The 13,037-nt window shown below is 65.2% G+C and carries 15 protein-coding genes; 11 read left to right on the top strand and 4 right to left on the bottom strand.

What is annotated here, in order from left to right; genetic code table 11:
- Positions 1-12: 12 nt before the first annotated feature.
- A complete protein-coding gene (locus B5V03_RS20310; protein ID WP_129272177.1) occupies positions 13-1,257 on the bottom strand; it encodes an MFS transporter in 1,245 nt (414 codons plus the stop codon).
- 169 nt (positions 1,258-1,426) lie between these two features.
- Here B5V03_RS20310 and B5V03_RS20305 point away from each other — a divergent pair, with 169 nt between their 5' ends.
- Positions 1,427-2,779: an Nramp family divalent metal transporter gene (locus tag B5V03_RS20305; RefSeq protein ID WP_129272176.1), complete on the top strand. Its 1,353-nt coding sequence runs from the start codon at positions 1,427-1,429 to the stop codon at positions 2,777-2,779.
- Positions 2,780-2,909: 130 nt separating this feature from the next.
- On the opposite strand, the gene B5V03_RS20300 is transcribed toward B5V03_RS20305, so the two are convergent.
- The 3 genes from B5V03_RS20300 to hemB form a co-directional block, all read right to left on the bottom strand.
- Positions 2,910-3,686: an arginyltransferase gene (locus B5V03_RS20300; RefSeq protein WP_129272175.1), complete on the bottom strand. Its 777-nt coding sequence runs from the start codon at positions 3,684-3,686 to the stop codon at positions 2,910-2,912.
- Positions 3,687-3,796: 110 nt separating this feature from the next.
- Positions 3,797-4,336: an RDD family protein gene (locus B5V03_RS20295; protein WP_129272174.1), complete on the bottom strand. Its 540-nt coding sequence runs from the start codon at positions 4,334-4,336 to the stop codon at positions 3,797-3,799.
- A gap of 310 nt (positions 4,337-4,646) precedes the next feature.
- Complete coding sequence (gene hemB / locus B5V03_RS20290) at positions 4,647-5,708, bottom strand: porphobilinogen synthase (RefSeq protein ID WP_129272173.1); 1,062 nt, start codon at positions 5,706-5,708, stop codon at positions 4,647-4,649.
- 124 nt (positions 5,709-5,832) lie between these two features.
- Here hemB and B5V03_RS20285 point away from each other — a divergent pair, with 124 nt between their 5' ends.
- The 10 genes from B5V03_RS20285 (at position 5,833) to nusB (ending at position 12,930) form a co-directional block, all read left to right on the top strand.
- Entirely contained in the window at positions 5,833-6,336 is a 504-nt protein-coding gene (locus tag B5V03_RS20285) for a DUF6163 family protein (RefSeq protein ID WP_129272172.1), read from the top strand.
- A gap of 515 nt (positions 6,337-6,851) precedes the next feature.
- A complete protein-coding gene (gene ldtR / locus B5V03_RS20280; protein WP_011087797.1) occupies positions 6,852-7,370 on the top strand; it encodes a transcriptional regulator LdtR in 519 nt (172 codons plus the stop codon).
- Positions 7,371-7,568: 198 nt separating this feature from the next.
- Entirely contained in the window at positions 7,569-7,805 is a 237-nt protein-coding gene (locus B5V03_RS20275) for a hypothetical protein (RefSeq protein WP_129272171.1), read from the top strand.
- A gap of 37 nt (positions 7,806-7,842) precedes the next feature.
- The gene (locus B5V03_RS20270; protein WP_129272170.1) at positions 7,843-8,064 is read left to right on the top strand and encodes a hypothetical protein; all 222 of its coding nucleotides are present in this window, start codon (positions 7,843-7,845) and stop codon (positions 8,062-8,064) included.
- 258 nt (positions 8,065-8,322) lie between these two features.
- Positions 8,323-9,621, top strand: coding sequence for a serine hydroxymethyltransferase (glyA, locus tag B5V03_RS20265; RefSeq protein WP_129272169.1), 1,299 nt, complete (start codon positions 8,323-8,325; stop codon positions 9,619-9,621).
- Between the two features lie 16 nt (positions 9,622-9,637).
- Positions 9,638-10,120: a transcriptional regulator NrdR gene (nrdR, locus tag B5V03_RS20260; protein WP_129272168.1), complete on the top strand. Its 483-nt coding sequence runs from the start codon at positions 9,638-9,640 to the stop codon at positions 10,118-10,120.
- Positions 10,117-11,265: a bifunctional diaminohydroxyphosphoribosylaminopyrimidine deaminase/5-amino-6-(5-phosphoribosylamino)uracil reductase RibD gene (gene ribD, locus B5V03_RS20255; RefSeq protein WP_129272167.1), complete on the top strand. Its 1,149-nt coding sequence runs from the start codon at positions 10,117-10,119 to the stop codon at positions 11,263-11,265. The genes nrdR and ribD overlap by 4 nt, the downstream gene beginning before the upstream one ends.
- 1 nt (position 11,266) lies before the next feature.
- A complete protein-coding gene (locus tag B5V03_RS20250) occupies positions 11,267-11,878 on the top strand; it encodes a riboflavin synthase (RefSeq protein ID WP_129272166.1) in 612 nt (203 codons plus the stop codon).
- Between the two features lie 62 nt (positions 11,879-11,940).
- The gene (gene ribH, locus B5V03_RS20245; protein ID WP_129272165.1) at positions 11,941-12,432 is read left to right on the top strand and encodes a 6,7-dimethyl-8-ribityllumazine synthase; all 492 of its coding nucleotides are present in this window, start codon (positions 11,941-11,943) and stop codon (positions 12,430-12,432) included.
- A 3-nt stretch (positions 12,433-12,435) separates the two neighbouring features.
- Complete coding sequence (gene nusB / locus B5V03_RS20240; RefSeq protein WP_129272164.1) at positions 12,436-12,930, top strand: transcription antitermination factor NusB; 495 nt, start codon at positions 12,436-12,438, stop codon at positions 12,928-12,930.
- Positions 12,931-13,037 lie beyond the last annotated feature (107 nt).

Raw genomic sequence — 13,037 nt, 5'->3', positions numbered from 1 at the left:
ATGACGGCGGGGCTAGCACCCCGCCGCCACCTCATCTCCCACCATGTTGGGCTGCCGATCCAGCGCCACGGCAGGCGAGAGCCAGATCACCAGCGCCTGCACGCCGAACACGGCTGCCGCCAGATAGAGGCACGCTTCCGCGCTGTAAAACCCGCCGACGATCGCGCCCAGCGCCGAGCCGAGCGGGCGGGCGCCATAGCTCATGATGTTGATGGCGGAGACGCGCCCGAGCAGGCGCGGCGGCGTCACGGACTGGCGCAGGGTGGTGGTCGAGATCACCCACAGGATCGGCCCGACGCCGAGCAGGAAGAAGCTGAGGCCAGCGAGCCAGGGCGAGGGGACCAGCACCGTCAGTGCCATCACGACCGAGGCGACGAAGCCGGTGACAGGGCCGAGGCCGACCACCGTGCCGAAGGCGACGCGCTGCATCACGCGCGTTGCGAACAGCGCGCCGATCACCATGCCGACGCCGTACATCGTCAGCACGATGCCGACACCGGCGGCGGTCAGGCCGAGATGGCGCACGGCGTAGGGCACGAACACGGCGATCTGGAGGAACCAGCCGGTGTTGAAGATGAACTGGGTGACGAACACCGGCCGCAGCAGCGGATGGTGAAACACGAAGGCTGCGCCCTCGCGGATGTCCTGGAACGGATGGCGTCGCGGGACGGGCGCACGGGCGGGTTCGTAGATGCCGGAGAGCAGCACCACGGCGATGGCCGAGAGCGCCGCGGCAAAGCCGAAGGCCGGGCTCGCGCCCCACCATCCGACCAGCGCGCCGCCAAGCGCAGGCCCGCTGGCAAAGGCGATGGTGCGCGCAAGCTCGATGCGGGCATTGGCAGCCGGCAAGAGGTCAGAGCTCACCAGCGAGGGCACCAGAGCCGGCGCGGCCACGCTGTAGACGACGGTGCCGCACACCGCCGCGAAGCCGAGCAGCGCCAGCAGCGGCAGATTGAGCGCGCCAAGCGCGAGCAGCAGTACGATCGCTGCGAGCGCCGCGGCCCGCAGCGCCTCGGCGCCCGCCATCAACGCGCGGCGGGAGATGCGGTCCGCGAGCAGGCCGGCCGGAATGGCGAACAGCACGAAGGGCAGGGTCAAGGCGGTCTGCAAGGCGCCGGTCTGGCCTTCGGCGACCCCGAGCGTCAGCACGGCGACGATGGGGGCGGCGGCCAGCGCGATCTGTTCGGCCGATTGTGCGGCGAGGTTGGACCAGGCGAGGCGATTGAAGGTGTCAGGGAGGCGCGGGGGATTTGACATGGCTCATTTCCTGCAAAGTCGGATTGGGGCCACTATTCGTCCCTGAGCGCGGTCAAACCCACCCGCTTCCCGACACGGCTGGGCAAAACGCGGCTGCCGGGGGAACCCATGCGGCTAGATGCAGTTGCAAATGAGTTGCAATAAGACCCGACTTCGGTATTCTCACCTCATGGATGCTCGCTCGCCCGACCTGACCCGAGACGCCGCCGGCTGGCGCGCTGATGCGCCGACCACCAAAAGCCTCGCCGAGGTGAATGCCACGGTTGCCATCCCCAAGGCGGGGGGGTGGTGGCGGCGGCTGCTTGCCTTTGTCGGGCCGGGCTATCTGGTCTCGGTCGGCTACATGGACCCCGGCAATTGGGCGACCGACCTCGCTGGCGGCTCGAAGTTCGGCTACACGCTGCTCTCGGTCATCCTGCTCTCGAATTTGATGGCGATCCTGCTGCAGTCGCTGGCGGCACGGCTCGGCATTGTCACCGACCGCGACCTCGCGCAGGCTTGCCGCGCGACCTATTCGCCTGCGGTGAATTTCCTGCTGTGGCTCGCCTGCGAGGCGGCAATCATCGCCTGCGATCTCGCCGAAGTCATCGGCACCGCGATCGCGCTGAAACTGCTGTTCGGCATTCCCCTGATCGGCGGCGCGCTGATTGCCGCGCTCGATGCCTTCCTGCTGCTGATCCTGATGAACCGCGGCTTCCGCTTCCTGGAGGCTTTCGTCATCGCGCTGCTCGTCGTGATCGCAGTCTGCTTCACGGTCCAGCTTGCCGCGGCAGCGCCGCCGGTTGCCGAGATGCTCAGGGGTTTTGTGCCGACGACGGAGATCTTCACCAACCCCGAGATGCTCTACATCGCGATCGGCATCATCGGCGCGACCGTGATGCCGCATAATCTCTATCTGCACTCCTCGATCGTGCAGACGCGCGCCTATGAGCGCAACGACGAGGGCCGGCGCGAGGCGATCAAATGGGCGACGACGGACTCGACCATCGCCCTGATGCTGGCGCTGTTCATCAACGCCGCGATCCTCGTGGTCGCGGCTGCGACCTTCCACAAGAGCGGCCATTCGGATGTTGCCGAGATCGGGCAGGCGTTCGAGCTGCTGTCGCCGCTGCTCGGGCTCGGCGTTGCCTCGACGCTGTTCGCTATCGCGCTGCTTGCCTCGGGCCTGAACTCGACGGTGACGGCGACGCTTGCCGGCCAGATCGTGATGGAAGGTTTTCTCGACCTGCGCCTGCCGAGCTGGGCGCGCCGCCTGCTGACGCGCGGCATCGCGATCATTCCGGTGATCGTCGTCACCGCGATCTATGGCGAGCGCGGTACGGCCGATCTGCTGGTGTTCAGCCAGGTCGTGCTGTCGATGCAGCTGCCTTTCGCCGTCATCCCGCTGGTCCGCTTCGTCTCCGACCGCCGCAAGATGGGCCAGTTCACAATACCACCATACGTCGCCGCGATCGCCTGGATCGTCGCAGGCATCATCGTGATTTTGAACGTGAAGCTGCTGGCGGATACGCTGTTCGGATGATCACACACCGCTGTCGTCGCCCGGCTTGACCGGGCGACCCAGTATTCCAGAGACAGTCGTTATTGAGCCGAGAAGCCGCGGCGTACTGGATGCCCCGCCTTCGCGGGGCATGACAGAGAGTGTGAGGCGGCTAATCCTGCGGCTCGGACACCGCATCGCCTTGCGCGTCGATGCGCAGCCAGCCGGAGGGCGCGAGGCGCTGCTGCGGCAGGAAGCGGGCCTTGTAGTCCATCTTCTTGGAGCCCTCGATCCAGTAGCCGAGATAGACGTAGGGCAGCCCTTGGCGGCGGGCGCGGGCGATGTGGTCGAGGATCATGAAGGTGCCCATCGAGCGGCTTTCCTGGCCCGGCTCGAAGAACGAATAGACCATCGACAGGCCGTCACTGAGCACGTCGGTGAGCGCGACCGCGATCAGCTCCTGGCCGCGGCCGGTGATGCCGCTGTCAGGGCCGCGCTTGCGGTATTCGATGATGCGGGTCTCGACATGGCTGTCCTCGACCATCATGGCGTAGTCGAGCACGGTCATGTCGGCCATGCCGCCGTGGCGGTGGCGGGAGTCGAGATAGGCGCGGAACACCGAATATTGCTCGGAGGTCGGCACGGCGCTGCGCTGCTCGCCGATGATGTCGGCGTTGCGGGCGATGACTTTCCGGAAGTTGCGGGAGGCGCGGAACTCGTTGGCGACCACCCGGACCGAGACGCAGGCGCGACACTGGTCGCAGGCCGGCCGGTAGGCGATCGACTGGCTGCGGCGGAAGCCGCCATGGGTCAGGAGGTCGTTGAGGTCTCCCGCGCGCTCGCCCACGAGGTGCGTGAACACCTTGCGCTCATGCCGGCCCGGCAGATACGGGCAGGGCGAGGGCGCCGTGAGGTAAAATTGGGGGGTGTCGCGCGAGTGCTGGGTCAAGGGACGTCGTGGGCCTCCGAAATGAATATCAGCATCGCGCTACGGAAGCCTCCGGTCAATCGGCCTGCTCGGCAGGTCAGCTTAGTGGGTCTTGGTTGACAGGTTCTTGATCAATAGGTCCTAGCCGCTTGCGACACGGGGGCCCGGACGGAGTTGTTGATCACGACCGTTCCCAGCACGAAATCATGCAGCAGGCGCCGGCGGCTGTTGAACGGGCCGACCAGCACCACGAAGGGCGTCAGGAACGAAACCGTCACCCAGAACAGCACGGCATGGGTGGCGCCGAGCACGAAATAGCCCGGCGCGCCGTACCAGGTGCGCAGTTCCAGATCCATCAGGCGCATGCCGATCGTCGCGGACGAGGACCCGCCGATGCAGGCGCCGTAGTAGACGATGGCCCAGACCACGGAGGCCGGCCAGGCCAGCCAGAACAGCGCCCAGCCGAGGCCGAGCGTCACAATACCGAACAGCGCGATGAAGACGTAGCCGAGGATCACCGGCACCGAGATCACGACCATGTCGATCAGAAAAGCGAACGCCCGGCGCGTCGCGACGCCGCGGAACAGTTCCGGATGGAGGTCAGGGTCGTAAGCGTGGGGCTGCATCGCGCCGTCATTGCGCCAGGCATTGCCCGAGTCCGAATACGACATGGTCCGTTCTCCCAAGGGAAACCCTTGAGGCAGGACATGGGAGCAAGCCATCCCCGTGCCAAGGGCGCGCGGGCGCTAGCAAGCCGAAATATTCCGGCGATTCGGGGGCGGTGCTGTACCGCCGTCATTTCGAACGGTAAGGGGCCGCACTCGTGCGTCACACCCAAGCTGTCGTCCAGCCGAACGCCCATAACCACAGGGAGCAATTTGGCGAAGACTGGCAGTTTATTCTTCGTCGGTACGGATACCACGCACCATCGATCGATCACGCGGTGATGGGTCCCGGCGTTCGCCGGGACGACGGAGAGGTTTACCCCTGCGCGCGCAGCTTCTCCGCCACCTTCGGCGCGAAATAGCTGAGCACGCCGTCGGCGCCGGCGCGCTTGAAGGCGAGCAGGCTCTCCATCATCGCGCGCTCGCCGTCGAGCCAGCCGTTGTTGGCGGCGGCCGCGATCATCGCGTATTCGCCGGAGACCTGGTAGGCGAAGGTCGGCATCGCGAACGTGTCCTTCACGCGGCGGACGACGTCGAGATAGGGCATGCCAGGCTTCACCATCACCATGTCCGCGCCTTCGGAGATGTCGAGCTCGACCTCGCGTAGCGCTTCGTCGGTGTTGGCGCTGTCCATCTGGTAGGTGCGCTTGTCGCCGGTCAGCGTCTTGGCCGAGCCGATGGCGTCGCGGAACGGGCCGTAGAAGGCGGAGGCGTACTTCGCGGCATAGGCCATGATCTGCACGTCGAGCAGGCCGGTGCGGTCCAGCCCTTCGCGGATCGCGGCGACGCGGCCGTCCATCATGTCGGAGGGCGCGATGATGTCGCAGCCCGCTTCGGCCTGCACCAGCGCCTGACGCACCAGCACAGCGACCGTCTCGTCGTTCAAGATCTTGCCGTCGGAGATCAGGCCGTCATGGCCGTGGCTGGTGAAGGGATCGAGCGCGACGTCGCAAAGAATGCCGATCTCCGGAAACTCCTTCTTGATCGCGCGCACCGCCTGGCAGACCAGATTGTCCGGGTTGGTGGCTTCCGAGCCGTCTTCGTCGCGCAGGGACGGGTCGGTGTAGGGAAACAGCGCGAGGCAGGGGATGGTCAGCTTCATGGCGCGCTCGGCGTCGCGGACGGCCTGGTCGACACTGAGCCGTTCGACGCCGGGCATCGAGGCGATCTGCTCGCGCTTGTTGTCGCCGTCGATCAGGAACAGCGGCCAGATCAGATCGTCGGTGGTGAGCACGTTCTCGCGCACCATGCGCCGGGCCCATTCGGCCTTGCGGTTGCGGCGCGGGCGGATGGTCAGATCGAGGGCAGGGGAGGCGGCAGTGCCATCCCGGCGCGAAACCTCGCGCAATTCGATCGGACGCCCGTATTTGATCGCCATCACTCTTCCTCCGGCTGGAATTATTCTTATACCAGCTCGCATGGTTCCCGTCACCGCGGCTTGACCTGCCACAAGGGATGGCCGGCCGATTGATTTTGCGGGGCGAACCAGCCAGAAGGGGGCCATGTCCGAGATCTCCACCCGCGATGCGGCCCGCGACGGCGCCAGTGCCAGGGATGCCGCCCGAGACAATGCCAGAGACAATGCAATGTCGGTGGCAGCGATCTCGTCGGAGCGCGCCGAGTCCGACGACAATGTCTGGACGCGCCGGCTGGTGCTGTTCCTGCGGGTGATGGCGCTGCTCTCGATCCTGAAGGGTCTCTATCACTGGGCGCAGGTCACGGGCTTTGTGGGTGGCGAGGACGAGGCGTTCGAGAACCAGTCGATGGCCTGGCAGGCCTCGACCATCTACTTCGCCGTGATTGAGCTCGTCGCCGCGGTCGGTCTGTGGCTGGCGACCCCATGGGGCGCCGTGGTGTGGCTCACTACCGTGGTGTCGATGGCGGTGATCGAGCTGATGTTCCCGGGAATCTACGGCGGCAGCCTGGTCGTGGTCGGCGTCGAGGTGTTCATGCTCGCCGCCTATCTCGCGCTCGCCTGGATGGCCGCACGCGAACGGCCGCCGTAGCGGGACGATGTCGATACGAAACCGCTCTCGTGCCCCGGACGCAGCGCAGTGCGCCGCACTCGCGGCGTAGTGCGCTGCTGAGCCGGGGCCCATCTCTCCGCGATCTCGCTTGTGGCTTCTGGGTCCCGGATCTTCGCTCCGCTCGTCCGGGACACGAGACCGGAGTTGTGGCTACTTGGTTGACCGCTGGTTGCGTAAAATTTGCCGTAACTTTTGGCTAACCAGCCCGTTCCGCCACAGCTGTTACGCGCGCGTTTCGAAACGGGGCGGGGCTGTTCTGGAATGTGACATCAGGTGCGGACGGAGGGTGAACAGGACCTTGCCAGGGTCAACAGAGGGTTGCGAAAACCCCTTGTGGGACAGGCTTAATCCGCAATTCACTGTCTTAAATTCATGATCTCTTTATTCTCTTATTTAAGCCGATCTTCAAACGCCTCCCCTTAAGTTGCACCTATCAGACGGAGCACAAGTTTCGTCGAATAAGTGTCGATAAAAACGACAACAGGGGAAGTGTCATGATGAAAGCCGTCGCAACTGCGGCAGATACCGCAGAGCGCGTCTCCGGCCAGCAGGGTTCGGTGCAGTCGCTCTATCTGGAAGCTTTGACTCTGGTGGAGCGGCTGCATCGCCGGCTCCTCGACGTGATCAAGGACGAGTTCGATCGTCGTGGCCGCGCCGACATCAATTCCGTGCAGGCCCTCCTGCTCTACAACATCGGCGATAAGGAGCTGACCGCGGGCGAGCTGCGCACGCGCGGTTACTATCTCGGCTCCAATGTCTCCTACAATCTGAAGAAGCTCGTCGAGCTCGGCTTCCTCGATCATCAGCGCTCGCGCGTTGATCGCCGCTCGGTGCGCATCCGCCTGACGCCGCAGGGCCAGGAAGTCCGCCGCATCGTCGACTCGCTCTACCAGAAGCACGTCAAGACGGTGGAACAGGTCGGCGGCATCTCCGGCGAGGAGTTCTCGACCCTCAACAAGTCGCTGCACCGCCTCGAGCGGTTCTGGACCGACCAGATCCTATATCGCCTCTGAGTTTTTAGAGGGAAAGGCCAAGCCGGCCCGCAACAAGACCGGCAAGCCTCCCGAACGTGCCTAACTTCCCCCAAGCGCGCCGGCCCGGCTTTGCCCGGACCGGTGCGTTTTGTCGTCTTCGCGGCTGCAAAATATTTGCCCAGCCGGGCGGAACCAGTTCCCCTGCAGCGCAGTTGTATCTGTGGATCGGAGGATGCGATGCTGGTCGAGCGCGGGCTTCAGGCAATGAGTGTCGAACTCGTCAGCGATGCCTATGCCATCGCCGCGAATTACCTCCGCCGCTCCGGCGCGATCCCCGACACGCTCGTCACCAACGAACGCCTGCTCGAGATCATCATAAAATTGCTTCAGCACGGCGAATTCAACAAGATCAGGCTCGCCAACAAGGCGATCGCCAGCTTCGAGGCGCAGTCCGAGGCCCGCGCGGTTGCTTGATCAGAACTCCCAGAATTCAAGAGAACCAGAGGGTGCCATGGAAGCCGCCATCGACCGCATCATGCAGACCTATGACCTGCTCGCCAACCGCACGTCGGCGGCGAGCGCAGAGGCGCGGGCCAAGGTCACGAACTACCTGAATACGTTGATAGAAGCCGGTGAGAAAGACACCCACAGGTTGACGGTCTGCGGCCTGACCTATCTCCGTCAGCTCGACGGCAGCGTTGATCCCGTGAAGGCGGGCTATACCGGGCTGTGATGGACATCGGCTGCCTCCGGGAGGCCGTTTAAGGTCCGAAGCGGACCCTTTGGGGACAATCTGATCGGGGCGGTTCCTGAGAACCCTGCTCAGCCAATTGCTCCAATCCCCACCATATCTTGCACAAATATCAAGCCCGACCCGCAAACCCTTGGCCGGGGGCGGGCGATGTGGTAGATCGCGCACGCCGCTTCCGATCGCCACACCAGACCCGCCCGTAGCCCGCCACAAGGCTGCGGCGGTGGAGATATTCGCAAGATGACATCAGCCAAAACCGCCTCAGCGCCCGATTCGTTTTTCGCCGCCTCGCTCGAGCAGGCCGACCCGGAAATCGCCGCCGCCATCAAGGGCGAACTCGGCCGGCAGCGCCATGAGGTCGAGCTGATCGCCTCCGAGAACATCGTCAGCCGGGCCGTGCTGGAAGCGCAGGGTTCGGTGATGACCAACAAATACGCAGAGGGTTATCCGGGCGCGCGCTATTACGGCGGTTGTGAGTGGGTCGACGTCGCCGAGAACCTCGCGATCGATCGCGCCAAGAAGCTGTTCGGCGCCAAATTCGCCAACGTGCAGCCGAACTCCGGCAGCCAGATGAACCAGGCGGTGTTCCTGGCGCTGCTCCAGCCCGGCGACACCTTCATGGGCCTCGATCTCGCGGCCGGCGGCCATCTCACCCACGGCTCGCCCGTCAACATGAGCGGCAAATGGTTCAAGGCCGCGCATTACACCGTGCGCCGCGAGGACCAGATCATCGACATGGACGCGGTCGCCAAGCAGGCCGAAGAGGTCAAGCCGAAGCTGATCGTCGCCGGCGGCTCGGCCTATTCGCGCGCTTGGGATTTCAAACGTTTTCGCGAGATCGCGGACTCGGTCGGCGCGTACCTGCTGGTCGACATGGCGCACTTCGCGGGTCTCGTCGCCGGCGGCGTGCATGCTTCCCCCGTGCCGCATGCCCACATCACCACCACCACGACCCACAAATCGCTGCGCGGTCCGCGCGGCGGCCTGATGCTGTGGAATGACGAGGCGCTGACCAAGAAGTTCAACTCGGCGATCTTCCCGGGCCTGCAGGGCGGCCCCCTGATGCATGTGATCGCGGCGAAGGCGGTCGCCTTCGGCGAGGCACTGCGTCCGGACTTCAAGGTCTATGCGAAGAACGTCGTCGAAAACGCCAAGGCGCTGGCCGAGGCGATGAAGAGCCACGGCTTCGACATTGTCTCCGGCGGCACCGATAACCATCTGATGCTGGTCGACCTCCGGCCGAAGGGCCTGAAGGGCAACGCCTCGGAGAAGGCGCTGGTTCGCGCCGCCATCACCTGCAACAAGAACGGCATTCCGTTCGATCCCGAGTCGCCGTTTGTCACCTCCGGTATTCGTCTGGGCACGCCGGCGGCGACCACGCGCGGCTTCGGCGTCGCGGAATTCCAGCAGGTTGGCGGCATGATTGCCGAGGTCCTCAACGCGATCGCACAGTCCGACGACGGCAAGGCGCCGCTGGTCGAAGCTGCGATCAAGGAACGGGTCAAGGCGCTCACCGATCGGTTCCCGATCTATCAGTAAGGCTTAGGGTACACGGATGCGCTGCCCGAACTGCAACAGTCTCGATACGCAGGTAAAGGACTCGCGTCCGACCGAGGATTCTGCCGTCATCCGCAGGCGGCGCGTGTGCGTCGCCTGCAATTTCCGCTTCACCACCTTCGAGCGCGTGCAGCTGCGCGAGCTCACGGTGATCAAGCGCAACGGCCGCCGCGTGCCGTTTGATCGCGACAAGCTGATGCGCTCGGTGTCGATCTCCTTGCGCAAGCGGCAGGTCGAGCCGGAGCGGGTGGAGAAGATGGTCTCCACCATCGTCCGCGAGCTCGAGACCGGCGGCGAGGCCGAGATCTCCTCCGAGGTGATCGGCGAGACCGTGATGGAGCATCTGCGCACGCTCGACGACGTCGCCTATGTGCGCTTCGCCTCGGTCTATCGCAATTTCCGCGAGGCCAAGGATTTCGCCGAGGTGCTCGGCGAACTCTCCGGTGAGGAGGAAGCGCGGCTCGCCGCGATCCGCAAATGATCTTCCGCATCCTGGAAGATCAGTTTGCCCAGAAAATCCGTGAAACCAAGGACGCCGATCGCCGCTTCATGCAGCTGGCGCTGGCGTTGGGTAAGCGCGGGCAGGGGCGCACCTGGCCCAATCCGTCGGTGGGTGCTGTCATCGTCAAGGACGGCGTCATCGTCGGCCGCGGCTGGACCCAGCCGGGCGGGCGTCCGCATGGTGAGCCTGAAGCGCTGCGGCGGGCAGGCGAGGTGGCGCGCGGCGCCACGCTCTACGTCACGCTCGAACCCTGCTCGCATTTCGGCAAGTCGCCGCCTTGCGCCGACGCAGTGATCGCTGCGGGTATCACGCGCGTCGTGGCGGCAATCGAGGATCCCAATCCGGAAGTTGCGGGGCAGGGCCATGCGCGTCTGCGCGCGGCCGGCATCACGGTCGATGTGGGCCTGTGCGCGGCGGAAGCCGCCTTCGACCATGCCGGACATTTCCGCCGCATTCGCGACAAACGCCCGCATGTCGTTCTGAAACTCGCGGTCTCGCCGGACGGCAAGATCGGCGTGGCCGGCGGCAAGCCGCTTGCGATCACCGGCGAGGCCGTGCGCAATCGCGTGCATCTCTTGCGCGCGCAGAGCGATGCCATCCTGGTCGGTATCGGCACGGTGCTGGCGGACGATCCGCAACTGAACTGCCGCCTGCCGGGCATGGAAGCGCGTTCTCCCGTGCGCGTCGTGCTCGACAAGAGTTTGCGCATTCCGGCCGCGAGCCAACTCGTCCGCACGGCGCGCGAGACGCCGCTTTGGGTGGTGAGTTCTGAGCTCGCCGAGGCCGCGACCGCCACGCGGCTTGGCGCTGCCGGTGCGCAAATGTTGCGCATGCCGCCGGGACGTGCATCCGGGCTCGATCTTCCGGCCGTGCTGTATGTACTGGCCGAGAAGGGCATCTCACGGCTGATGGTCGAAGGCGGCAGCCGCGTTGCGGCTTCGTTCGTGGCGGCCGACCTCGTCGACGAGATCTGGCTGTTCCGCGGCGCGGAAGCGGTGGGCCCCGGCGGCGTCGATGCGCTCGATGCATTGCCCCTGTCGAAAATCACGCAGTCGCAGGCCTACAAGGTTCATGCTAGCGAGACATTCGACAAGGATACTCTCACCATCTACGAGCGCGCTTAACATGTTCACCGGCATTGTCACCGATATCGGCGAGATCGTCGGCTTTACGCCTGTGGCGCAGGGCCAGCTGCATCGTCTGCGCATCGCCTGCAACTACGACCAGGCCACCATCGCCGATGGTGCCTCGATCGCCAGCAACGGCGTGTGCCTGACTGTGGTTGCTTCCGGCGTCGCAGGCGGCAAGACCTGGTATGACGTCGATGCAGCGGTAGAGACGCTTGCGCTCACGACGGCGAAGCACTGGAAGCTTGGCACCAGGCTCAACCTCGAGCGCGCGCTCAAGATCGGCGATGAGCTCGGCGGCCATATCGTCGCCGGCCATGCTGACGGCATCGCAACCATCGTCAGCCGCGAGGACCTGCCTGACATGGCGCGGTTCGAACTCGCGACCACGCGCGAGCTCGCCCGCTTCATCGCCACCAAGGGCTCGATCACGCTCGACGGCGTCTCGCTGACGGTCAATACGGTGAAGGACGTGACCTTCTCGGTGCTGATCATCCCCCACACGCTGACGGTCACGACAATCGGTGGCTGGAAGGCGGGCGCTGAGGTCAATATCGAGGTCGATTTGATGGCCCGCTACGCGGCCCGGCTGACGGAAATGACGGTTTAAAACTTGGCTTATCCGGCTGCGACGACTACATACGCGCCGACCCCAGTAGAACGGATTTAACGATGGCAGACGCGCGGCGCGCACCCCTGAAGGACCAGACCGACATTTCCGGCGCGCGTGCGCTGATTGTCGAGGCGCGGTTCTATGACGATCTCCAGGACGCGCTTCTGGACGGCGCGGTCGCCGAGCTGAAGGCGGCCGGCCTGACCCATGACGTCATCACGGTTCCCGGCGCGCTGGAGATCCCGGCGGCGGTGGCCATCGCCATCGATGCGGCTGCGGCGAACGGCAAGCCCTATGACGCGGCGATTGCGCTCGGCTGCGTCATCCGCGGCGATACCATCCATTTCGAGATCGTCTCCCAAGAGTCCTCGCGCGCGCTGATGGACCTTGCGGTTTCGCGAAAGCTGCCGCTCGGCAACGGTATCCTCACTGTCAACAATGAAGACCAGGCCTGGGCGCGGGCGCGCGCCAGCGAGCTCAACAAGGGTGGCGATGCCGCGCGCGCGGCAATTGCGATGCTGCGCATCAAACGTCGCCTGGCGCGGGCCTGAGCCATGGCTGACACGAAAAAACCGGCGGGGCTTACGGAGAAGAAGGCGAACCGGCGCGGTGCGGCGCGGCTCGCAGCCGTCCAGGCGCTGTACCAGATGGACATCGCCGGCGCCGGCATCAACGACATCTTTGCGGAGTTCGAGAGCCATTGGCTCGGCAACGAGGTCGAGGGCGACACTTACCTGCCGGCGGAAGCGGCGTTCTTCCGTGACGTCGTCTCCGGCGTCGTGCGCGACCAGAAGAAGCTCGATCCTCTCATTGATGAGGCGCTGTCGAAGGGCTGGCCGCTGAAGCGGATTGAGGCGATCCTGCGCGCGGTGCTGCGGGCCGGGGCCTACGAGCTGGAGCATCGCAAGGACGTGCCGGGCCGCGTGGTGGTGTCCGAATATGTCGACGTCGCCAATGCCTTCGTCGACCGCGAGGAGACAGGCATGGTCAACGCCGTGCTCGACCAGATCGGCCGCCAGTTTCGCGGCGACGAGTTCGGGCGGGGGTAAATGAGACAACGACTTCCGCCGTAGCCGTCACCCTGAGGTGCCGGAGCGAAGCGGAGGCCTCGAAGGGCGGCGGCGTGCCGCTGAAGGTGCACCTCGGCCATGCATCC

This window comes from Bradyrhizobium betae, assembly GCF_004123905.1.
GTDB lineage: Bacteria > Pseudomonadota > Alphaproteobacteria > Rhizobiales > Xanthobacteraceae > Bradyrhizobium > Bradyrhizobium betae_A.
Note: the sequence above shows the minus strand (reverse complement) of the source record. Positions and strands in the feature narration are given on the sequence as shown.

Excerpts from the sequence above, each read along its gene's own strand:
- hemB (WP_129272173.1), bottom strand. The coding sequence starts at position 5,708 with ATGGCGATCAAATACGGGCGTCCGATCGAATTGCGCGAGGTTTCGCGC.
- ribD (WP_129272167.1), top strand. The coding sequence starts at position 10,117 with ATGATCTTCCGCATCCTGGAAGATCAGTTTGCCCAGAAAATCCGTGAA.
- B5V03_RS20250 (WP_129272166.1), top strand. The coding sequence starts at position 11,267 with ATGTTCACCGGCATTGTCACCGATATCGGCGAGATCGTCGGCTTTACG.
- B5V03_RS20275 (WP_129272171.1), top strand. The coding sequence starts at position 7,569 with ATGCTGGTCGAGCGCGGGCTTCAGGCAATGAGTGTCGAACTCGTCAGC.
- ldtR (WP_011087797.1), top strand. The coding sequence starts at position 6,852 with ATGATGAAAGCCGTCGCAACTGCGGCAGATACCGCAGAGCGCGTCTCC.
- nusB (WP_129272164.1), top strand. The coding sequence starts at position 12,436 with ATGGCTGACACGAAAAAACCGGCGGGGCTTACGGAGAAGAAGGCGAAC.
- B5V03_RS20310 (WP_129272177.1), bottom strand. The coding sequence starts at position 1,257 with ATGTCAAATCCCCCGCGCCTCCCTGACACCTTCAATCGCCTCGCCTGG.
- nrdR (WP_129272168.1), top strand. The coding sequence starts at position 9,638 with ATGCGCTGCCCGAACTGCAACAGTCTCGATACGCAGGTAAAGGACTCG.
- B5V03_RS20295 (WP_129272174.1), bottom strand. The coding sequence starts at position 4,336 with ATGTCGTATTCGGACTCGGGCAATGCCTGGCGCAATGACGGCGCGATG.
- ribH (WP_129272165.1), top strand. The coding sequence starts at position 11,941 with ATGGCAGACGCGCGGCGCGCACCCCTGAAGGACCAGACCGACATTTCC.
- B5V03_RS20305 (WP_129272176.1), top strand. The coding sequence starts at position 1,427 with ATGGATGCTCGCTCGCCCGACCTGACCCGAGACGCCGCCGGCTGGCGC.
- glyA (WP_129272169.1), top strand. The coding sequence starts at position 8,323 with ATGACATCAGCCAAAACCGCCTCAGCGCCCGATTCGTTTTTCGCCGCC.
- B5V03_RS20285 (WP_129272172.1), top strand. The coding sequence starts at position 5,833 with ATGTCCGAGATCTCCACCCGCGATGCGGCCCGCGACGGCGCCAGTGCC.
- B5V03_RS20270 (WP_129272170.1), top strand. The coding sequence starts at position 7,843 with ATGGAAGCCGCCATCGACCGCATCATGCAGACCTATGACCTGCTCGCC.